The sequence below is a fragment of the Klebsiella sp. 1SOBk5mer genome (genome assembly GCF_046603115.1).
Lineage (GTDB): Bacteria > Pseudomonadota > Gammaproteobacteria > Enterobacterales > Enterobacteriaceae > Klebsiella > Klebsiella quasipneumoniae.
In genome coordinates, this window is the sequence record NZ_JBKIUU010000021.1 from 1 (window position 1) to 20,148 (window position 20,148).

A 20,148-nucleotide genomic window follows, 5' to 3' on the forward strand; every position below is an offset into this window, starting at 1 on the left:
AGCGTTGTCGAAGGAGCGTTCCCGGCTGGCGCTACGCTTAGCCGGGCTACGACTGGTGCGCTCCATTTATGCCGGATGGCGGCATACATGCCTTATCCGGCCTACGTTCCTGAGGAGGCCTGCGGGATCCCTCCCCCAGGCCCGCGCAAGCGCGGCGCCGCCGGGCGGTCAGGCGCCGTACCGGCGGTAGTGCCGGATGGCGGCATAAATGCCTTATCCGGCCTACGTTCCTGAGGAGGCCTGCGGGATACCCCCCCCAGGCCCGCGCAAGCGCAGCGCCGCCGGGCGGTCAGGCGCCGCACCCGCGGTAGTGCCGGATGGCGGCATAAATGCCTTATCCGGCCTACGTTTCTGAGGAGGCGTGCGGGATACCCCCCAGGCCCGGCAGGCGCAGCGCCGCCGGGCAGGACACTTCAAGCTCCATACCTGTGGTAGTGCCGGATGGCGGCATAAATGCCTTATCCGGCCTACGTTCCTGAGGAGGCCTGCGGGATCCCCTCGTAGGCCCGCGCAAGCGCAGCGCCGCCGGGCGGTCAGTCGCCGTACCGGCGGGATGGCGGCATAAATGCCTTATCCGGCCTACGTTTCTGAGGAGGCCTGCGGGATCCCCCCCCAGGCCCGCGCAAGCGCAGCGCCGCCGGGCGGTCAGTCGCCGCACCTGCGGTAGTGCCGGATGGTGGCATAAATACCTTATCCGGCCTACGTTTCTGAGGAGGCCTGCGGGATACCCCCCGTAGGCCCGGCAAGCGCAGCGCCGCCGGGCGGTCAGGCGCCGCACCCGCGGTAGTGCCGGATGGCGGCATAAATGCCTTATCCGGCCTACGTTCCTGAGGAGGCCTGCGGGATACCCCCCGTAGGCCCGGCAAGCGCAGCGCCGCCGGGCGGTCAGTCGCCGTACCGGCGGTAGTGCCGGATGGCGGCATAAATGCCTTATCCGGCCTACGTTCCTGAGGAGGCCTGCGGGATCACCTCGTAGGCCCGCGCAAGCGCAGCGCCGCCGGGTGGTCAGGTACCGTACCCGCGGTAGTGCCGGATGACGGCATAAATGCCTCATCCGGCCTACGTTCCTGAGGAGGCCTGCGGGATACCCCCCCGTAGGCCCACGCAAGCGCAGCGCCGCCGGGCAGCTGGCCCAGGTTCCCTCAGTTCACCGTCAGGCGCAGGGCAAGATCCTGCGGGTAGGGGTCAAAATAGTTCTGCGCCTGCAGGTAGCGATCCGGATACTCGGCCAGATAGTGCTTAAGCAGCGTCAGCGGCGCGAGGATCGGCAGCAGCCCGGCGCGATAGTTGAGGATCACCTCCCGCAGCTCGCCGCGCTGGCGGCTGTTCAGCTGGTCGCGGAAATAACCCTGAATATGCATCAGCACGTTGGTGTGGTTTTTCCGCGAGGCGGGCCGCTTGAGGATCGCCATCAGCTTCTCGCGGTAGACCTCGAAGAAAGCCTCCAGATCTTCCCATTCATGCAGCGAGGCGACGAACGGGCCGATCTCGCGGTAGCCCGCCTGGTGGTGAGCCAGCAGCTGCAGCTTGTAGCGGCTGTGAAAGGCCAGCAGGCCGTGGCGGGTCAGGCCGCGGGCGCGCAGGGCGTTGAGTTCATGCAGGGCGAAGACGCGCTCGACAAAATTCTCCCGCAGCAACGGATCGTGCAGCCGGCCATCCTCTTCCACCGGCAGCCACGGGTAGCGCGCCATCAGGGCGCCGGTAAACAGCCCCACGCCTTCCTTACGCCCGCGATTGCCTTTTTCATCATACAGCCGCACGCGCTCCATCCCGCAGCTCGGCGATTTGGCGCAGACGATAAAGCCCGACAGCTCGCCCAGGGTTGCCAGATGGGCGTTGGCGAAATCGGCCATCTTCTCCGTCACATCCTCGTGCGGGGCGTGGCTGAAGCGCATGCGGATCTCCCCGACCGGGGTCTGCACCAGCCGGAGCGCCGGGCGGGGAACGGGCAGGCCGATCGCCATCTCCGGACAGACGGGCTTAAACGCCACCCATTGCGCGAGCTCATCCATCACAAAGCCCATACGCTTATGCCCGCCGTCGAATCGCACGGCTGAGCCGGTTAAACATCCGCTGATCCCAATGACAGGTTGCGTGTTCATGGCGCTGTCCTCTCTTCTGCTGTGGTTCGGGTAAAGAAAAGGGTCACGGTGGCCACCGTAATGCCGAATTTCTTCATCTCGGTTTTGTTAAACAAATGGCTGCCGTCCTGCAGGAACATCCAGTCGTCAAAGTGCAGCAGCCACCGGCTGCCGCTGGCCTCGACGTTCATGCTGTAGCGCCAGTGAAAGGCATTGCCTGCCGCCTGGCCGCTGGCCACGCCTTCGATATCCCCGGCGGTGCCCTGATAACGGTTATCGCCGGTGCGGCGAATGCGCCACACCCGCTGCTGTTTCTCGCCATCGTCATAGACAAAGCGCTCATGGAGCGTCAGGGTGTCGCCGACGACGTCGCCATCGATCGCTACATGGAAGCGGCGCAGCTGTTTGCCGCGGCGATCCTGCACCATCCCCCACGCCTCGGTTCGGCCCTGAAAATAGTGGAAGATGTCGAGGGCGGGCTGCTGCTGCCGGTACTCGGTGACCTCGGTGCTGCAGCCGGCGAGCATCAGCATCAGCAGCGCCAGGCCACGGGTCAGAATGCGTTTCATGGTGTACCTCCGATCAACTGCTGACGCAGTTCGGGATAAGTGGTGCGCGGATCGAGCCAGATGGCGAGAAAGCGGGTGCTGAACGCCGCCGACTGGCGCGGGCCGAGCGGGGTAAAGGCGGTCTGCGCGGCGCTGGCGCGGTACCAGAACTGCCCCTCGCCGCCGCTGACCACGAACGCCAGCTGGCTGCCCGGCGCGACGTCCGGCCAGATCCCCTGCAGCATGCGCAGCCAGGCTTCGCTGCGCGGCTCCTGCTGCAGAATGCCCTGCGCTTGCCACTGGTCGCGGGTGGCCTCCACCAGCGCCTCGCGATCGATGTCGCGCCGGTAGGTGATGATCAGCGCCCGATCCTGCTGCGGGCCGGCATACCGGCCATTGGGCGTGCGCAGCTGTGAGTGATAGACGGTGAACGGCCCCCAGGTGAGGGTCGCCTCGCCGACGCGGCGCCACGTCAGCCAGTCGGCGGCGTGGGCCGCCGGGGCGAGGGCGCTCAGCCACAGCAGTAACAGGGCGAATCTCATTTTTGCCTCCCCATCCCCAGATGGAACAACAGCATGAGCACCAGCCAGCCGCAGGCCATGGCGGCCACGGCAAGCGCCGTCGGTACCAGCAGGGTCATGGCCCCGAGGCGAGCGCCGATCAGGTAGGCCACCGGGCCGCCGACGGTGGCCGCCGCGGCCAGCACCCAGCCGGGAAGCGTCGTGGTGCGGGTCAGCCGGGTCCAGACGACGGCGAACATCAGCCACAGGGCCACCATCCACAGGGGCAGCAGGCTGTCGCCGGGAAAATCAATCAGCCCCGCCAGCGCCCAGCAGGCGTCCAGCCCGCAGCCCGCCGCGGCCAGCAGCAGAGCGGGCGGACGACTGGCCGCTGGCAACCGCAGCCAGGCGAACAGCGCCAGCGTCAGCCAGATCAGCAGGCCGCGCTCGCGCAACATCACCACCAGCGTCCAGTAAACATCGAACGCGAGGGCCATCAGCAGGTGCTGCGCCGGGCGTGTCATACCCGCTCCGCGGTGAGCTGCACCACGCTGATGGTGCGGGCGTTAAATCCGGCTTCGCAGTAGCCGAAGTAGTAGAGCCACATCCGGCGGAAGCGCTCATCAAAGCCGAGCTTTTCAATATCCTGCCAGGCATGGGTAAAACGCTGCCGCCAGTGCGCCAGCGTGCGGGCATAGTCCGGGCCCATGTCGAACAGGTTGCGCACCACAAAATCGGTATGGCGGGTCATCAGCTCGCTCATTGCCGTGATGCTGGGCAAAAAGCCGCCCGGGAAGATGTAGCGCTGGATAAAATCGACGCTTTTGCTGTAGTCGCGATAGCGCTGATCCTGGATGGTGATCGCCTGCAGGGCCATTTTGCCGCCCGGGCGCAGGCGCGCCTGGCAGGTGCGGAAAAAGGCCGGGAGGTAGCGCTGGCCCACCGCCTCAATCATCTCCACCGACACCAGTTTGTCGTACTCGCCGCGCAGATCGCGGTAGTCGCAGAGCAGCACCTCGACGCGATCCTGCAGCCCGGCGCGGGCCATGCGCTCGGTAGCCCAGCGGTGCTGCTCTCGGGAGAGGGTGGTGGTGGTGACCCGGCAGCCGTAATGGCGGGCGGCGTACTCGGCCAGCGCCCCCCAGCCGGTGCCAATCTCCAGCAGATGATCGCCGGGAGTGAGCGCCAGCTGGTCGCACAGGCGCGCCATCTTGGCCCGCTGGGCCTGGGTCAGATCCTGCTGGTCGTCGGCAAACAGCGCGCTGGAGTAGAGCAGGTCGTCATCCAGAAAGTGGGCATAAAATTCATTGCCGAGGTCGTAGTGGGCGGCGATGTTCTCCCGCGCCTGAGCGCGGGTGTTGCGGCGGGTCCAGTGGCGCAGGCGGGCGACGGGCTTGCCCAGCAGACGAAAGCCGCGCTCCAGACGCCCCAGCACCTCGCCGTTGCGCGCAAGGATCTGCAGCAGCGCCGTCAGCTGGTGGCTTTCCCAGTCGCAGTCCATCCAGGCCTCGGCCGCCGCCAGGCTGCCGCCGGTCAGCAGACGCCAGTACACCTCCGGCGTGCAGACCCGCGCCTCGGCGCGCAGCGCGGCGGCGGGGTCGCCAAAATGAAAAGTCTGCGCCCCTTCGCGCACGGTGAGCGAGCCTTCGCGGAGGCCGCTCAACAGACGAAAGAGCAGCCAGCGCGCGAGCCGCACGTTGCGCGGCACATCGGGTTCAAGCGCAAAGACGGGATCGGTCATGAGCGTTCACTCCTGCTGACAGGATGGTTGTACAGCGGCACGCGCTTCAGCCACAGCCGCAGCGCCTGCCAGTAGATGGCGAGGACGGTTTTCAGGGTCATCATCGGCAGACGCAGCAGCAGCCCGCGCAGGTTGGCGCGGGTTAACGGCACGCGGCTCAGGGCCAGCGTGGCGTCGAACACCTTGCTGGCCTGATGGTTTTCAATATGCATGTGCAGCGTTTTGCCGGGCGCGTTGAAGCGCCAGTGATAGACCATGTCCATCGGGTTAAACGGCGAAACGTGAAAGGCTTTCTCCAGCGGGCGCGCCTGCTGGCCGTCCACCGCGTAGTAATGACGCTCATTCCACGGCGTGTTGCGCACTTCGGCCAGCACCCAGCGCAGGGTGTCGGCCTCGTCATAGCAGTAGTAAAAGTTGACCGGATTAAAATGGAAGCCGAAGTAGCGCAGCTGGGTCAGGAGCATCACGCGTCCCGTCGGGCGGCAGCCGGTCAGGCTCTCCAGCCGGTTCAGCGCCTGAGCCTTCAGCGGCGCGCCCAGCGGATAATCGGCGTCGTACCAGGCGGCGGCGGCCAGGCGGTTGCGGCGGATGCCCGCCTCAGGCAGCCTGTCCAGTTCGTCGAGGTCAAGCCAGGCCATAAACAGGCGGTAGACGAAGTGGTGCGCCTTCGGCTGCAGGCGACGGTGGCGCAGGACGCCCTGATAGAGGCAGCTGTTCATTTCAGTTGCCCTCCGCCGCGGCGATGCCCTGCACCACGTCGAGCGCGCTGCGCACCCCGTCCTCATGAAAGCCGTTGTACCAGTAGGCCCCGCAGTACCAGCTCCGCTGCTGGCCGTTAATCTCTTCGCGCCGCAGCTGGGCCGACCAGCTTTGCGGGTTAAACAGCGGATGCTCATAGACGAAGCGCTGCCAGACGTAGCGCTCGTCCACCGGCGCGTCCGGGTTCAGGGTGACGCAGAACAGCGGCGCGCCCGCGGGCAGCCCCTGGAGAATATTCATGTTGTAGGTGACGCAGGCCCGGGCCCGATCCCCATCGCTCAGGCGATAGTTCCAGCTGGCCCAGGCGCGCTGACGCGCCGGCAGCCAGCGCGGATCGCTGTGCAGCACCACCTCGTTGCGCTGCCAGCCGATGTCCCCCAGCACCTCACGCTCGGCGTCGGTGGGCGCCGCCAGCATCGCCAGCGCCTGCGCGGAGTGGCAGGCGAAGATCACCTGGTCAAAATGCGCCTCCCCGGACGCCAGCCGCAGGGTAACCCCTGTCGGGTGGCGCTCCACCTGCTGCACCGGCGCGTTGAGCCGCAGGTCCAGGCGGTCGCCGAGCCTGGCGAGCAGGGCGCGAACGTATTCCCGGGAACCGCCGGGCACTACATACCACTGCGGGCGATCGCGAATGTCCAGCAGGCCGTGGTGTTCAAAGAAGCGCAAAAACAGCGGCAGCGGGAAGCGGCGCATCTCCTGCAGCGACGACGACCAGATGGCCGCCCCCATCGGCAGGATATAGTGGCGGGCGAAGAAGGGGCTGAAACGGTGGCGGGAGAGGAAGTTCTCCAGCGTCGCGCCCGGATCCAGCGCCTCGGTCAGCGCCAGTTTTGCCAGCCGGTTGAAGCGGACGATCTCGCTCAGCAGCCCCCAGAAGGCCGGCTTCAGCAGATTGCGTCGCTGGGCGAAGAGCGAGGTCAGGCTGTGGCCGTTGTACTCCAGGCCGCTGGCCGGGTTGTGGACCGAGAAGCTCATCTGCGTTTTTTGCCCGTCGATCCCCAGCTCGCTGAGCAGGCCCATAAAGCGCGGATAGGTGCGATCGTTGTAGACAATAAATCCGGTATCGATGGCCCAGGTGCCCTGCGGCGTGGCGACATCCACGGTGGCGGTGTGGCCGCCCGGCGTGGCGCCCGCTTCGAACAGCGTCACCTGATGGTGTCCGGCCAGCCGCCAGGCGCAGGTCAGCCCGGCGATGCCGCTGCCGATGATGGCGATGTTCATGAGCGCACCATCCTGCGCAATAGCAGGCGCTGTATACCTGACGGCAGGCTGGCCAGCAGCCGCAGGGCCAGGCTGAAGCCGGTGGGGAAGGCGATGTGGTTTTTGCCCTTCGCCAGGCCGTGGCGGATCGCCGCCACCGCCCGATCGACGCTCACCCGGCCGGGCATGGCAAAGTCGTTTTTGCGCGTCAGCGGGGTGTCGACGAAGCCTGGAGAGACCACCGTGACGGCGACCCCTTTCGGCTCCCAGTCCAGACGCAGGCTATTGGCAAACCAGGTCAGCGCCGCCTTGGAGGCGCCATAGGCTTCCGCGCGCGGGAAGGGCAGCCAGTGCGCCATGGAGCTGACCAGCACCACCCGATCGCCTGCTTCCAGCTGCGTCTGCAGCGCCGCCAGGCAGTTCACCGGCCCGAGGAAGTTGGTGGTCATCACCCGCTCCACGAGGGCGGCATCCACCTGCCCGTGGTCGAGGTATTCGCAGGTGCCGGCGCAGAGAATGATCAGGTCGGCAAAACAGCCCGTCAGCGCCTGGCGACAGGCGTCCCTGTCTGTCATATCGAACAGGCGCGCGCTGATGTTGGGGCTGAACTGCTGCAGCGCCGTCAGGCGCGAAGCATCGCGCCCGCAGGCGATGACCAGGTGGCCATCCGCCGCGTAGGATTTCGCCAGGCCGGCGCCGATCCCGGAGCTGGCGCCGGTGATAAGCACCGTCATCATGAGCGCACCCTCCGCTTCACGCCGCGTACCGCCCAGCCCAGCAGGGGAAGGTGCTCGTAGATCATCTCCCCGGCGTCGTAGTAGTCGCGCTGGTGGAGAACCTGCTCCCCGGCGATGTCCACCACCGAGCAGCCCGGCAGGGCCAGGGTTTCTCCGCCGGCAATACGCGGATGCGACCAGTGCATGGTCCAGGTTACGGCGAACCGCTGACCGTCGCAGAGCGGCGCGTCGATGGTGAACCGGCACTGCTCCACGTTGGCCAGCAGATGGGTAAAGTAGCGCTGAATGGCGAACAGCCCCTGGTGCTGGCCAAAAGGATCGCTCAGCGTCGCGTCCGGATGGTACAGCGCGGCCAGCGCCGTGGGCGGCTGCGCATCCAGCCCGGCGTAGTACTCAACGAAACGACGAATGACGGACGGCGTGGTGCTCATGGATCACATCCTGGCTAAACACGGTGGCGTAATGGCATACTTAAAACTTACACAAATAAAATTATTTGTCCAAGTTTGTGAAAAAATATATTTTATTTATGTTTAAAATCATGTTGTTATGGTTAGTGTTTTAAAGGATGAAAATCGCGGGCTGCACGAAGGGCAAACGTGCGCCCGCCGCGCCGCCGGGCGCAGGCGGAACAGAGAGTGGGGTAAGTGAAAACCGGGGGTTAGAGCGGGATCACCTCGAGGGAGACGACCTGCTGCTGCCAGAGTTCGACCTGCCTCTGACGAGCGGCGGAGAGTTTGCCGCTGGTGACCAGCAGCCAGTTGCGCTGGGGGAAAATCTCCGGCGCCAGCGCGGCGGGAGGCACCGGCAGGACGTCGATGCGATGGCCCTGGCCGGTGCGTTTGAGCGCTTCAAGCCAGATTTCGCAGGCGTCGGTCAGGTGCCAGCCGGTGATCAGAAAGTTGTCCCCGGGCGCCTTCTTGTCGCCTTCGAGGCAAAACGAGGTGTAGGCGATGATGATGCCGTCGAGGATTTCGCGCAGGGTCATGATGGCCGGCACGTTGGCGGAGACCTGGCTGCGCAGCGGACGCAGCACCTCGGTCACCAGCTCCTGGCGCGGATATTCGCGGCCGGCATCGTAGATCAGCTGGCGCAGGGACTCGATTTTTCCCTCTTTCAGCCGCTGCAGCATGGTCTCCTGCAGCGTCAGCCAGTTGTTGGTGCGCCGCGCGCCGGGGCGCGACAGCAGGGGCTTCACCTGGCTGACCGGCACCCCTTTTTTCACCCAGTCGAGGATTTTCAGCGCCTGCTGGACGTCGTCATCGCTGTACAGACGGTGTCCACCATCGGTGCGCAGCGGCTTGAGCAGGCCATAGCGGCGCTGCCAGGCGCGAAGCGTGGTCGCATTTATCCCGCAAAGTCGGGCAAATTCGCCGATGGAGTAAGGCATGGAGGCCACCTGTTAATAAAGAATATTCTCAATATACTACGAATCACGTCGGCTGGCGTGAAGTGTAGCGGCTTTGCACTACACTTTTCCCAACCGCGTAAATGAAAGGAGTTCTCATGAAGCTATGGCCTGTTGTCACTGGCGTCGCTATCGCGTTGACCCTGGTGGCCTGCAAATCGCCCACCCCGCCGAAGGGCGTTCAGCCGATTAGCGGGTTTGACGCCAGCCGTTACCTCGGGAAATGGTATGAGGTCGCCCGCCTGGAGAATCGCTTCGAGCGAGGTCTGGAGCAGGTGACCGCCACCTACGGCGCCCGCAGCGACGGGGGGATCAGCGTCGTCAATCGCGGTTATGACCCGGTCAAAAAACGCTGGAATGAGAGCGACGGGAAAGCCTATTTCACCGGCGCCCCCACCACCGCGGCGCTGAAGGTGTCGTTCTTCGGGCCGTTCTACGGCGGCTATAACGTGATCCGTCTGGACGACGACTACCAGTATGCGCTGGTCAGCGGCCCCAACCGCGACTATCTGTGGATCCTGTCGCGTACCCCCACCATTCCGGCGGCGGTGAAGCAGGATTACCTGAATACCGCGCGCGAACTGGGCTTTGACGTCGATCGACTGGTGTGGATCCGCCAGACGCCGCGCTAGCCTCGCCCCTTAGCGACTGAGCATGCCAGAGTAAACCGCATACAGCCCGGCCAGCGCCGCCACGTTCAGCGCCACGCTGATGAAAAACCACGTCCGGAAGGGCTGCTTTTGCGTTTTATGGCGAAAACACTGCTGGCCGAGGATCGCCCCCGGCCAGCCTCCCGCCAGGCCGAGCACCAGCAGCGTGGTTTCCGGCACCCGTCGCCAGGCTTTGCGCGCCGCCAGCTTGTCGGCGCCATAGATAAGCCATGTCAGAAGGCTGCTCAGTAAAAACCACATCGCCAGCGGGTAGGGGAGCAGGGCGCTGCCCACAGCGGTGAGCAGCAGCAGGGAATAACATACCAGGTTCAGATTCATAGGGACGTTCACGCCGGCCAGAAGAATGGCGCCACTATAGCCAATTTCCCGGACCGGCGTAAACGCGGTGGGCTAGCGGCCGCGCTTGCCCCGATGCCGGGACAGCCACATCAGCTTATACGCCGCCGGAATAATAAACAGCGACAGCAGCGGGGCGGTGATCATTCCGCCAATCATCGGCGCGGCGATGCGGCTCATCACCTCCGACCCGGCGCCGGTGCCCCACAAAATCGGCAGCAGGCCGGCGATAATCACCGCCACGGTCATTGCCTTCGGCCGCACGCGCAGTACTGCCCCCTGATACAGCGCCTCGTCGAGCTTCCCGGCGCTGAAGGTCTGCGGGTTCTCCAGCGCCGGCTCCGCCTCGATGGCGTGGCGCAGGTACATCAGCATCACCACGCCAAACTCCGCGGCCACCCCGGCCAGGGCGATAAAGCCGGTGCCGGTGGCCACCGACAGATGGAAGCCCATCCAGTAGAGGAACCAGATCCCGCCCACAAGGGCGAACGGCACGCTGGCGATGATCAGCAGCGCCTCGCCGACGCGGCGGAACGCCAGGTACAGCAGCACAAAGATAATCATCAGCGTCATCGGCACCATCAGCTTCAGCTTCTGATTGGCGCGCTCCAGCAGCTCAAACTGCCCGGAATACGACACGCTGATGCCCGGCTTCAGCTTCACCTCCTTGCCGATGGCCTGCTGCAGATCGTGCACCACTGACACCATGTCGCGGTCGCGGGCGTCGATGTAGATCCAGCTGGTGGGGCGGGCGTTCTCGGTCTTCAGCATCGATGGCCCGCTGACCACCTTCACCTCGGCGACGTCGCCGAGGACGATCTGCTGCTTCAGCGGGGTGAGGATCGGCAGCTGGCGCAGGGTCTGCGGGCTGTCGCGGTAGCTCTGCGGATAGCGGATGTTGATCGGATAGCGCTCGACCCCCTCCACCGTTTCGCCGACCATCGCCCCGCCGATAGCGGACGAGACGAACAGCTGCACGTCGCCGACGGTCATCCCGTAGCGGGCCGCCTTCTCACGCTGAATATCAATGTCGAGGTAGCGCCCGCCCACCAGCCGCTCGGCTAACGCCGAGGTCACGCCCGGCACGCTGCGCGCGACCCCCTCAATTTTCCCGGCGATGGCGTCGATATCGGCCAGGTTAGTGCCGGAAACTTTAATGCCGATCGGGCTCTTGATGCCAGTGGAGAGCATGTCGATGCGGTTGCGGATCGGCGGCACCCACAGGTTCGCCAGCCCCGGCAGGCGCACGGTCTTGTCCAGTTCGTCGACGATCTTCTCCATGGTCATCCCCGGCCGCCATTGATCCTGCGGTTTGAGCTGAATGGTGGTCTCCACCATCTCCAGCGGCGCTGAGTCGGTAGCGGTGTCTGCCTTACCCGTTTTGCCGAACACCCGCGCCACCTCCGGCACCGTCATGATCAGCTTGTCGGTCTTCTGCAGCATATCCGCCGCCTGCGAGGCGGAGATCCCGGGCAGCGTTGACGGCATATACAGCAGATCGCCCTCGTTGATCTGCGGCAGAAACTCGCCGCCGACCCGGTTAAGCGGCCAGACAACCGTCAGGATCGACAGAAGCGCGATCAGCAGGGTGGTCTTCGGCCAGTGCAGGACCTTCAGCAGCAGCGGATGGTAAATGCGGATCAAAAAGCGGTTCAGCGGGTTACTGCTCTCCGCCGGGATCCTGCCGCGGATCCAGAAGCCCATCAGGATCGGGATCACCATGATCGCCAGCAGCGCCGCTCCGGCCATCGACCAGGTTTTGGTGAAGGCCAGCGGACCGAACAGTTTGCCCTCCTGGCCTTCGAGGGTGAAAATGGGGATAAACGACAGGGTGATGATCAGCAGGCTGATAAACAGCGCCGGGCCAACCTCCACCGAGGCATCGGTAATGATTTTCCAGCGCCTGTCGTTGCCGAGCTTCTCTCCCGGATGCTGATGCGTCCACTCCTCCAGCCGCTTGTGGGCGTTCTCAATCATCACGATGGCGGCATCGACCATCGCCCCCACCGCAATGGCGATCCCGCCCAGCGACATGATGTTGGCGTTGAGCCCCTGGAAATGCATCATGATAAAGGCGAAGCACAGGCCGAGCGGCAGGGAGATAATCGCCACCAGCGCCGAGCGCACGTGCCACAGGAACAGGGCGCAGACCAGGGCGACGACGATAAACTCTTCCAGCAGCTTGTGGCTGAGGTTATCGATGGCGCGGTCGATAAGCTGGCTGCGGTCGTAGGTGGTGACCACTTCAACCCCTTCCGGCAGGCTGCTTTGCAGCGACGCCAGTTTTTCTTTGACCGCCGAGATCGCTTCCCGGGCGTTCTTGCCGGAGCGCAGGATCACCACGCCGCCGGCCACTTCGCCTTCGCCGTTCAGTTCGGCAATGCCGCGGCGCATCTCCGGGCCGACCTGCACCCGCGCGACGTCGCCGAGATAGACCGGCACGCCGTTATCGCCGGTTTTCAGTACAATGTTTTTGAAGTCGTCGAGGGTCTGCAGATAGCCGCTGGCGCGCACCATATATTCGGCTTCCGCCAGTTCGACCGAAGCGCCGCCCGCCTCCTGGTTAGAGGCGTCCAGCGCCGATTTCACCTCGCCGAGGCTGATGCCGTACTGGGTCAGCTTCATCGGGTCGACAACTATCTGGTACTCCTTGACCACGCCGCCCACCGACGCCACTTCCGAGACGTTAGGAATGGTTTTCAGCTCATATTTTAAGAACCAGTCCTGCAGGGAGCGCAGTTCGGCGAGATCGTGCTTGCCGCTGCGGTCGACCAGCGCGTACTCGAAGACCCAGCCGACGCCGGTGGCGTCCGGGCCCATTTCGGCGCTGACTCCGGCGGGCAGTTTGCCCTGCACCTGGTTGAGATACTCCAGCACCCGCGAGCGCGCCCAGTAAGGGTCGGTGCCGTCTTCAAAAATCACATACACATAAGAGTCGCCAAACTGCGAGAAGCCGCGCACCGTTCTGGCGCCGGGCACCGACAGCATGGTGGTGGTTAGCGGCCAGGTGACCTGGTTTTCGACAATCTGCGGCGCCTGCCCCGGATAGCTGGTTTTGACGATCACCTGTACGTCGGAGAGATCCGGCAGGGCGTCCACAGGGGTGTGGACGATGGTCCAGGTCCCCCAGAGGCTGAGAAACAGCGCGCCCATCATCACCAGGAAGCGGTTGGCCACCGAGCGGCGGATAATCCATTCAATCATTGTTCCGTTCCTCAGTGCGCGTGGGCGGCAGCGGCATCAGGGGCCTGCGCGCGCATGCGCTCCAGCGCGCCGGCGATATTGGCTTCCGAGTCGATCAGGAACAGGCCGCTGGCGACCACCTTCTCGCCCTCCTGCAGCCCGCTGCGAATGGCCGTGACGCCATTGGATTCATGGAAAACCTGGACCTGCTTCGGCACGAAGCGGCCCTCGTTATCCATGGTGATCACCCGCTGCTCGCTGCCGCTGTCGATCAGCGCTTTGGAGGGGATCAGCAGCATCGGTTCGCTGTCACTGGTCAGCTGCAGATAGGCGTTCATCCCCGGCTTCAGCGCTTCATCCGGGTTGTTCACCTGCAGGCGTAGCTGCAGGGTGCGGGTGGCGCTATCGACGCTGGGGAGAATCGTCCATTTGCTGATGCGGAAGGTTTTGTCCGGCCAGGCGGGAACCTGAATGCGGAACTGCGAGGCGTCTTTAATCAGCCAGGCGATGGACTCGGGGACCGCCACGCTGACCCACACCGGGTCCATGCCCTGAATTTTCGCCACCACGTTATCTTTGGCGATGTTCATTCCGGCGCGCAGATCGAAGGCGGTGATCACCCCGTCGATGGGCGCCTTGAGGGTGAAGCGGGTCTGGATCTTGCGCGTGGCTTTCAGGCGACGGATATCGTCGTCCGGCATTCCGGCGAGACGCAGCCGCTCGAGGATCCCCTCGATCTGGGTGGCGGTGCCGCCGGTCTCCTGCAATAGCAGGTATTCGCTCTGCGCTTCCACCCAGTCCGGGATGGTCAGTTCCAGCAGCGGCGTACCTTGTTGCACTTTGTCGCCGACAGTCAGGGGATAGACTTTATTGATAAAGCCCGCCGCCCGTGCCTGCATAATCACGTACTGGTACTCGTTGTAGCTGATGTTGGCCGGGAAGGTCTGGGCGTAGCGCAGCGGCCCGCGGGTGACGGCGGCGGTTTTCACCCCGAGATTCTGGGTCTGCGTCGGGTCGATACGCACCCCCGGCGCACCGGCGGCGGCACTCTCCTCATCGGCGTATTTCGGCACCAGGTCCATATCCATAAACGGCGATTTACCCGGTTTATCAAAGCGGGTGTTCGGGTACATCGGGTCGTACCAGAACAGCACTTTTCGCTGCTGCTCGGCCGCCGGGGCGGCGGCGGTAGCGTCGAGGGGCGGCGCCATCCGGGTATACAGCGCTGCGGTGAGCGCGCCGCCGATCGCCATGCTGCCGAGGATCAGCGCCGTGTTTTTCAGTGTCAGGGATGCCATGTGTCGTCCATTCAGTTGTTGAGGAGCCTACCGTCGCCGGGCCATTAGTGGGCGCGGATATCCTGTAACAGCGACAGATTGCCCTGCTGAACGAAGGTGAAGTCCACGCTGTCGCCGTCCTTCACATTGTTGAGCTGGGTCTGCGGGGTGATGGTGAAGCGCATGGTCATCGGCGGCCAGTTCACCGCCGGGATGGCTTCGTGGGCAATGGTGATTTTTTTGCTATCCATATCAATGGTTTTAATGACCCCTTTGCCGCTGATGCTTTGCGTCTGCGCGGCGGCGGGCTGTTCGTGCATCGCCATGCCGGCGTGCGGGTCGGCGGCCTGGGCGGCGAACACCGCGCCAAAAATCAGAGTGAACAGGGCGACTTTAGACAGTGAATTCATAATCAAGACTCCTCGGGTTATTCCATCCAGCCGCCGCCGAGGGCGGTGAACAGGGTGATTTCATTTGCCTGACGGGAATAGTTGAGTTCCAGCAGGGTTTGTCGGGTGGTGAAAATGTCGCGCTGGGCGCTCAGCACTTCGATGTAGCTGACCGCGCCGTGGCGATAGAGCGCGGTGGCGCGCTGCAGGGTGATATTGAGTGAAGCGAGATAGCGCTCCTGGGCGGCGATCTGATCGGCCAGGCTTTGGCGCAGGGCCAGCGCGTCGGCCACTTCCTTAAAAGCGGACTGAATTTTTTGCTCGTAGTTGACCACCTGCTGCTGCTGGCGGATCTCCGCCAGATCGAGGTTGGCCTGATTGCGCCCGGCGTTGAAAATCGGAATGTCGATTTTGGGGATGAAGTTCCACATCGCGCTGCCGGCGTTAAACAGGCTGGCGAGCTCGCTGCTGCTGCCGGAGAGCGAGCTGGTCAGGGTGATCGACGGGAAGAAGGCCGCCCGCGCGGCGCCGATGTTGGCGTTGGCCGCCCGCAGGCTGTGTTCGGCCTCTAAAATATCCGGCCGCTGCAGCAGGATCGCTGAAGAGAGCGACGGCGGCAGGGTTACGCCTTGCAGGTCGACGGCGCTGCTGGCGCTATCGTCCGGCAGATGTTGATAACTACCGAGCAACAGCTGCAGAGCGTTATTAGCCTGCGCCAGCTGGCCCTGCCGCCTGGCGATCTCGGCGCGGGTGCTCTCGATCATCCCCCGCGCCTGCTCCAGCGCCAGCACGGTAGTGCTGCCGGTCAGCAGCTGTTTTTCAACGAACGCGTAAGACTGCTGATAGTTTTGCAGGGTGTCGTTGGCCACCTGCAGCTGCGCTGCCGCCAGCCGCTGGTTGAAGTAGCTTTGTGAAACGTTAGCAATCAGCAGGATATGCACTGCGCGCCGTGCCTCTTCGCTGGCGAAGAAGTTCTCCCGGTCGGCCTCGCTGAGGTTTTTCAGCCGGCCAAAGAAGTCGAGGTCATAGTTGAGATTCAGCCCGGCGGCGTAATCGCTGCTGGTGGTGGTGTCGCCTTTAAGCTTGCCGCCGTAGGTGGTGCTACCGTCACCGTTCAATTGCGGGTAGCGGTCGGCATCGGTCACCCGATACTGGGCGCGGGCTTCCTGCACTTTCAGCGTCGCCATCCGCAGATCGCGGTTGTTGGTCAGCGCGGTGCCTATCAGGCTTTTCACCTGCGGGTCGACGAAAAAGGTTCGCCAGCCGGTCTCCTGATAGCTCGCGGTTGCGGGAACCAGCTTGTTCTGGCTGAGAGAGAACTGCTGCGGTACCGGCGCGGCGGGGCGCTGGTAGTCCGGAGCGAGCGAGACACAGCCGGTTAAGGCGAGTATCACGCTGAGGGTAAGAAGCGTTATTGGGCGCATGGCGGCAGACGTTTTCGACGATTTATCCATGGCGGCTAATTTACGTAGCGGCCTCTGTTCAGGACGTGACAGGAAAATGACAAAGCTGTCATTTTCCTGATATTTCATTGCTATCCGGAGGCGCTCCTCTAAAATTGAATACCCGCACAGAACGCGCGTGAAGGAGCCGGCGGTGAAGATTTTGATTGTCGAAGATGAGAAGAAAACCGGGGAGTACCTGACCAAAGGGCTTACCGAGGCTGGCTTCGTCGTCGACCTGGCCGATAACGGCCTTAACGGCTATCACCTGGCGATGACCGGCGACTATGATCTGCTGATCCTCGACATCATGCTGCCGGACGTGAACGGCTGGGATATCGTGCGCATGCTGCGCGCCGCCGGGAAAGGCATGCCGATCCTGCTGCTTACCGCGTTGGGCACCATTGAGCATCGGGTGAAGGGGCTGGAGCTGGGCGCCGACGACTATCTGGTGAAGCCGTTCGCCTTTGCGGAACTGCTGGCGCGGGTGCGGACGCTGCTGCGCCGCGGGGCGGCGGTCATTGTCGAAAGCCAGTTTCAGGCGGCGGATCTCAGCGTCGATCTGGTCAGCCGTAAGGTGACGCGCGGCGCCACCCGCATCACCCTGACCAGCAAGGAGTTCACTCTGCTGGAGTTCTTCCTGCGCCATCAGGGCGAAGTGCTGCCGCGTTCGCTGATAGCCTCGCAGGTGTGGGATATGAATTTCGACAGCGATACCAACGCGATAGATGTGGCGGTGAAGCGGCTGCGCGCCAAAATCGATAACGACTTCGAGCCGAAGCTGATCCAGACTGTGCGCGGCGTCGGCTATATGCTTGAGGTGCCGGATGGTCGCTAAGCGCCCCTTTTCCCTGGCTACCCGGCTGAGTTTCTTTATTAGCCTCGCCACCATCATCGCCTTCTTTGCCTTCACCTGGATCATGATCCATTCGGTGAAGGCGCATTTTGAAGAGCGCGACGTTCACGATCTCAGGCAGCTCAGCACCACCCTGGAGACGGTCCTCGACCACGCTGACTACCCGCAGGCGCGGCGGCTGGAGATCGTGAAGAATATCATTGCGGGCTACGCCAACGTCTTTATCTGCCTGGACGATGGGCAGGGCAATATTCTGTTCCAGTCGCCCAACGGGCCGGATCTCAGCCATATGCTGAGTACGCCAGGCCTGGCGATGCAGCTGCGCGACGGGAATGTGATTTCATGGACCGACCCGCAGCCGCGGGCAATGGCGCACGATAATCATCAAATGGAGACCCGTGCCTGGCGGCTGATCATGCTGCCGCTGGGCAAGCAGGCGGATGGCAAGCCGGCGTACCATCTGCTGATGGCCTTATCCATCGATTTTCACCTGCACTATATTAATGAGCTGAAAGCGAAGCTGATTTCCGCCGCGTCGATAATCAGCCTGCTGATCATCGCCATCGTGCTGTTTGTGGTCTATCAGGGGCATAAGCCTATCCGCCAGATCAGCCGGCAGATCCAGAATATTACCTCGCGGGATCTCGACGTGCGCCTCGACCCGCAGGCGGTGCCTATCGAACTGGAGCGGCTGGCGCTGTCCTTTAACCATATGCTGGAGCGAATGGAGGATGTCTTTACCCGCCAGTCGAACTTCTCCGCCGATATCGCCCATGAGATCCGCACGCCGATCACCAACCTGGTGACGCAAACCGAAATCGCCTTAAGCCAGAGCCGCAGCCAGCCGGAGCTGGAAGAGGTGCTCTACTCCAATCTCGAAGAGTTCTCGCGCATGTCGCGGATGGTCAGCGATATGCTGTTCCTCGCCCAGGCCGATAACAACCAGCTGATCCCCGAACAGCGGGAACTGGATCTGGCTGAGGAAGTGCATAAGGTGTTTGAGTTTTTCGAGGCGTGGGCGGAAGAGAAGGCGGTAGCGCTGCGCTTTGACGGCAGCCCCTGCCGGGTGACGGGCGATCCGTTGATGCTGCGGCGGGCGATCAGCAACTTGCTGTCGAACGCGATCCGCTACACCCCGGCTGGCCAGGCGGTGACGATCGCGCTGAGCGAAAGCGCGGAGACGATCCGCCTGGTGGTGGAGAACCCCGGTACGCCGATTGCCGCCGAACATCTGCCGCGGCTGTTTGACCGTTTCTATCGCGTCGACCCCTCGCGCCAGCGCAAAGGGGAGGGCAGCGGCATCGGCCTGGCGATTGTGAAATCCATCGTCAGCGCCCACCACGGCAGCGTGGCGGCGCAGTCCGATCTGCGCTCGACGCGGTTTATTGTGGTGCTGCCGAAACAGGCGCAATAACGGCTGATAGCCAGCGGGCAGCGCCAGGCGGCTGCCCGTAATCGTACCGCGGCTTACTCTTCGAAGTACCAGTAGCCTTGATTAATCAGGCGCGTCAGTTCGCTCACAAACGCCGGGTTTTGCAGGCCGCTGCCGAGCTCTTCCTGACCTAATGAGGTATAGCGGCACAGCGCATCCAGCGCTTCGGCATCGGTGGTGTCCAGCTGTTCGCTATGCACGAAGAAGCTGTCGCCGATATGCAGAACGCGCAGGCCGCTCAGGCGAGAAAGTTTTTCGCCGCCCAGCAGCGCATCGACTACTTCCTCTTCTTCATACGGTGGTTCCGCCGGCGCAATATCCAGCTCGTGACGCGGGGTGGTGACGAAACTGCCGAACCACTGCTTGAAGTCTTCCGGCTGGCGAATCATGTCGATCATCATGCCGCGCAGACGTTCGAGTTCATACTCTTCAACCCGGCCCGGATGCTCGCGGCAGGTGAGGTCCGGATCGCTGTAGTGCTCGCCGCCGAGATCGTTCTCCAGCACATAGTCGGCGAAGCTGCTGATCAGGTCGCGCCCGTTGGGCCCGCGGAAACCCACGGAGTAGTTCAGCGCGGTTTCGTGGGTGATACCATCGTGCGGGAATCCCGGCGGAATATAGAGGATATCGCCCGGCTGCAGATCCTCATCAATAATCGGCGGGAACGGGTCGACGTGCAGCAGCGCGGGATGCGGGCAGAACTGACGCATCGGCAGCTTATCGCCCACGCGCCAGCGGCGGCTGCCCATGCCCTGAATAATAAAGACGTCATACTGATCGATATGCGGCCCGACGCCGCCGCCGGGGACGGAGAAGGAGATCATCAGGTCGTCCAGACGCCAGTCCGGCAGTACGCGGAACGGTCGCACCAGCTCGGCGGCCGGCATATGCCAGTGGTTTACCGCCTGGGCCAGCAGCGACCAGCCGGTCTCGCCCAGGCCATCGAAATGTTCAAAAGGTCCATTGCTGGCCTGCCATTTACCGTTGGCCAGACTGACCAGCCGGCTGTCGACTTCCGGCTCCATGGCTAACCCGGCCAGCTCGTCCGGGGTAATCGGGTCGACGAAGTCCGGAAACGCGTTTTTTAAAACCACCGGCTGCTTTTGCCAGTATTTCTCTAAAAACTCGGGCCAGTTAATGTTGAGTTGATAAGCCATCGATTATTACCAGTAAGAAGAAACGGGCCTGATTATAGAAACGGGGGCTGGGCGGGCGCTTTGTCGTGGGTCAAGAGTGGCGCTTAATTCTCCATCGGCGCGATAATGGCGTTGGGTAAGAGAGAAAAATCACATTTTTGCCAAAAACCGATTTTCGCGTTAACTACGCTGCAGGCCGCATGAACACTGGGATGGCGGCTTTAATGGTAGGAAGAGGAATAAGCGAAAAGTTCAAATAATGAGCGGTCGATAAGATTTTTCTATTTTAACCCTTGCTACTTCCGGCGAACTCCCTATAATGCGCTCCCACTGACACGGCAGATGTGAATCACTTCACACAAACAGCCGGTTCGGTTGAAGAGAAAAATCCTGAAAAACGGGTTGACTCTGAAAGAGGAAAGCGTAATATACGCCACCTCGCGACAGAGCGC

At 63.1% G+C, this 20,148-nt stretch carries 19 protein-coding genes; 3 read left to right on the plus strand and 16 right to left on the minus strand.

Features of this window, described 5'->3' with window-relative positions; translation table 11 throughout:
- Nucleotides 1–1,142: 1,142 nt before the first annotated feature.
- The 10 genes from ACLH1U_RS24910 to ACLH1U_RS24955 all read right to left on the minus strand — a co-directional run bounded on the left by ACLH1U_RS24910 (nt 1,143) and on the right by ACLH1U_RS24955 (nt 8,956).
- The gene (locus tag ACLH1U_RS24910; protein ID WP_004206730.1) at nt 1,143–2,102 is read right to left on the minus strand and encodes a YbgA family protein; all 960 of its coding nucleotides are present in this window, start codon (nt 2,100–2,102) and stop codon (nt 1,143–1,145) included.
- On the minus strand, nt 2,099–2,650 hold the full coding sequence (locus tag ACLH1U_RS24915) for a DUF3833 domain-containing protein (RefSeq protein WP_032454720.1): 552 nt from the start codon (nt 2,648–2,650) through the stop codon (nt 2,099–2,101). Before ACLH1U_RS24915 ends, ACLH1U_RS24910 begins: the two co-directional genes overlap by 4 nt.
- Nucleotides 2,647–3,171, minus strand: coding sequence for a hypothetical protein (locus ACLH1U_RS24920; protein ID WP_065806277.1), 525 nt, complete (start codon nt 3,169–3,171; stop codon nt 2,647–2,649). The genes ACLH1U_RS24915 and ACLH1U_RS24920 overlap by 4 nt, the downstream gene beginning before the upstream one ends.
- The gene (locus ACLH1U_RS24925; RefSeq protein ID WP_023291806.1) at nt 3,168–3,653 is read right to left on the minus strand and encodes a DUF2878 domain-containing protein; all 486 of its coding nucleotides are present in this window, start codon (nt 3,651–3,653) and stop codon (nt 3,168–3,170) included. Before ACLH1U_RS24925 ends, ACLH1U_RS24920 begins: the two co-directional genes overlap by 4 nt.
- A complete protein-coding gene (locus ACLH1U_RS24930; RefSeq protein WP_411299509.1) occupies nt 3,650–4,870 on the minus strand; it encodes a class I SAM-dependent methyltransferase in 1,221 nt (406 codons plus the stop codon). Before ACLH1U_RS24930 ends, ACLH1U_RS24925 begins: the two co-directional genes overlap by 4 nt.
- Nucleotides 4,867–5,589, minus strand: a complete 723-nt coding sequence (locus ACLH1U_RS24935; RefSeq protein WP_064146549.1) for a DUF1365 domain-containing protein — start codon at nt 5,587–5,589, stop codon at nt 4,867–4,869. The genes ACLH1U_RS24930 and ACLH1U_RS24935 overlap by 4 nt, the downstream gene beginning before the upstream one ends.
- 1 nt (nt 5,590) lies before the next feature.
- Nucleotides 5,591–6,850 carry an NAD(P)/FAD-dependent oxidoreductase gene (locus ACLH1U_RS24940; protein ID WP_368764532.1) on the minus strand — a complete coding sequence of 420 codons (1,260 nt, stop codon included), beginning with the start codon at nt 6,848–6,850 and terminating at the stop codon, nt 5,591–5,593.
- Nucleotides 6,847–7,566 (minus strand): SDR family NAD(P)-dependent oxidoreductase, encoded by a 720-nt coding sequence (locus ACLH1U_RS24945; RefSeq protein WP_102002073.1) that lies wholly within the window; start codon nt 7,564–7,566, stop codon nt 6,847–6,849. Before ACLH1U_RS24945 ends, ACLH1U_RS24940 begins: the two co-directional genes overlap by 4 nt.
- Entirely contained in the window at nt 7,563–7,997 is a 435-nt protein-coding gene (locus ACLH1U_RS24950; RefSeq protein WP_023291810.1) for a nuclear transport factor 2 family protein, read from the minus strand. Before ACLH1U_RS24950 ends, ACLH1U_RS24945 begins: the two co-directional genes overlap by 4 nt.
- Nucleotides 7,998–8,227: 230 nt before the next feature.
- Nucleotides 8,228–8,956, minus strand: a complete 729-nt coding sequence (locus ACLH1U_RS24955; protein WP_002887258.1) for a MerR family transcriptional regulator — start codon at nt 8,954–8,956, stop codon at nt 8,228–8,230.
- Between the two features lie 116 nt (nt 8,957–9,072).
- On the opposite strand from ACLH1U_RS24955, the gene ACLH1U_RS24960 reads away from it, so the two are divergent.
- A complete protein-coding gene (locus ACLH1U_RS24960) occupies nt 9,073–9,606 on the plus strand; it encodes a lipocalin family protein (protein WP_002887259.1) in 534 nt (177 codons plus the stop codon).
- A 9-nt stretch (nt 9,607–9,615) separates the two neighbouring features.
- Here ACLH1U_RS24960 and ACLH1U_RS24965 read toward each other — a convergent pair whose 3' ends face one another.
- From ACLH1U_RS24965 to ACLH1U_RS24985, 5 genes are all read right to left on the minus strand, one after another.
- Nucleotides 9,616–9,963: a DUF1294 domain-containing protein gene (locus tag ACLH1U_RS24965; protein ID WP_032454727.1), complete on the minus strand. Its 348-nt coding sequence runs from the start codon at nt 9,961–9,963 to the stop codon at nt 9,616–9,618.
- Between the two features lie 72 nt (nt 9,964–10,035).
- Entirely contained in the window at nt 10,036–13,185 is a 3,150-nt protein-coding gene (locus tag ACLH1U_RS24970) for a CusA/CzcA family heavy metal efflux RND transporter (RefSeq protein WP_411299510.1), read from the minus strand.
- Between the two features lie 11 nt (nt 13,186–13,196).
- Entirely contained in the window at nt 13,197–14,462 is a 1,266-nt protein-coding gene (locus tag ACLH1U_RS24975) for an efflux RND transporter periplasmic adaptor subunit (RefSeq protein WP_411299511.1), read from the minus strand.
- Nucleotides 14,463–14,506: 44 nt separating this feature from the next.
- Complete coding sequence (gene cusF, locus ACLH1U_RS24980; protein ID WP_101862725.1) at nt 14,507–14,851, minus strand: cation efflux system protein CusF; 345 nt, start codon at nt 14,849–14,851, stop codon at nt 14,507–14,509.
- A gap of 17 nt (nt 14,852–14,868) precedes the next feature.
- A complete protein-coding gene (locus ACLH1U_RS24985) occupies nt 14,869–16,254 on the minus strand; it encodes an efflux transporter outer membrane subunit (RefSeq protein ID WP_032454729.1) in 1,386 nt (461 codons plus the stop codon).
- A gap of 172 nt (nt 16,255–16,426) precedes the next feature.
- On the opposite strand from ACLH1U_RS24985, the gene cusR reads away from it, so the two are divergent.
- Both cusR and ACLH1U_RS24995 read left to right on the plus strand, forming a co-directional pair.
- Nucleotides 16,427–17,110: a copper response regulator transcription factor CusR gene (gene cusR / locus ACLH1U_RS24990; protein ID WP_004206716.1), complete on the plus strand. Its 684-nt coding sequence runs from the start codon at nt 16,427–16,429 to the stop codon at nt 17,108–17,110.
- Complete coding sequence (locus ACLH1U_RS24995) at nt 17,100–18,542, plus strand: Cu(+)/Ag(+) sensor histidine kinase (RefSeq protein ID WP_023291816.1); 1,443 nt, start codon at nt 17,100–17,102, stop codon at nt 18,540–18,542. The genes cusR and ACLH1U_RS24995 overlap by 11 nt, the downstream gene beginning before the upstream one ends.
- A 53-nt stretch (nt 18,543–18,595) precedes the next feature.
- On the opposite strand, the gene ACLH1U_RS25000 is transcribed toward ACLH1U_RS24995, so the two are convergent.
- On the minus strand, nt 18,596–19,717 hold the full coding sequence (locus tag ACLH1U_RS25000) for a cupin domain-containing protein (protein ID WP_023291817.1): 1,122 nt from the start codon (nt 19,715–19,717) through the stop codon (nt 18,596–18,598).
- Nucleotides 19,718–20,148: the final 431 nt, after the last annotated feature.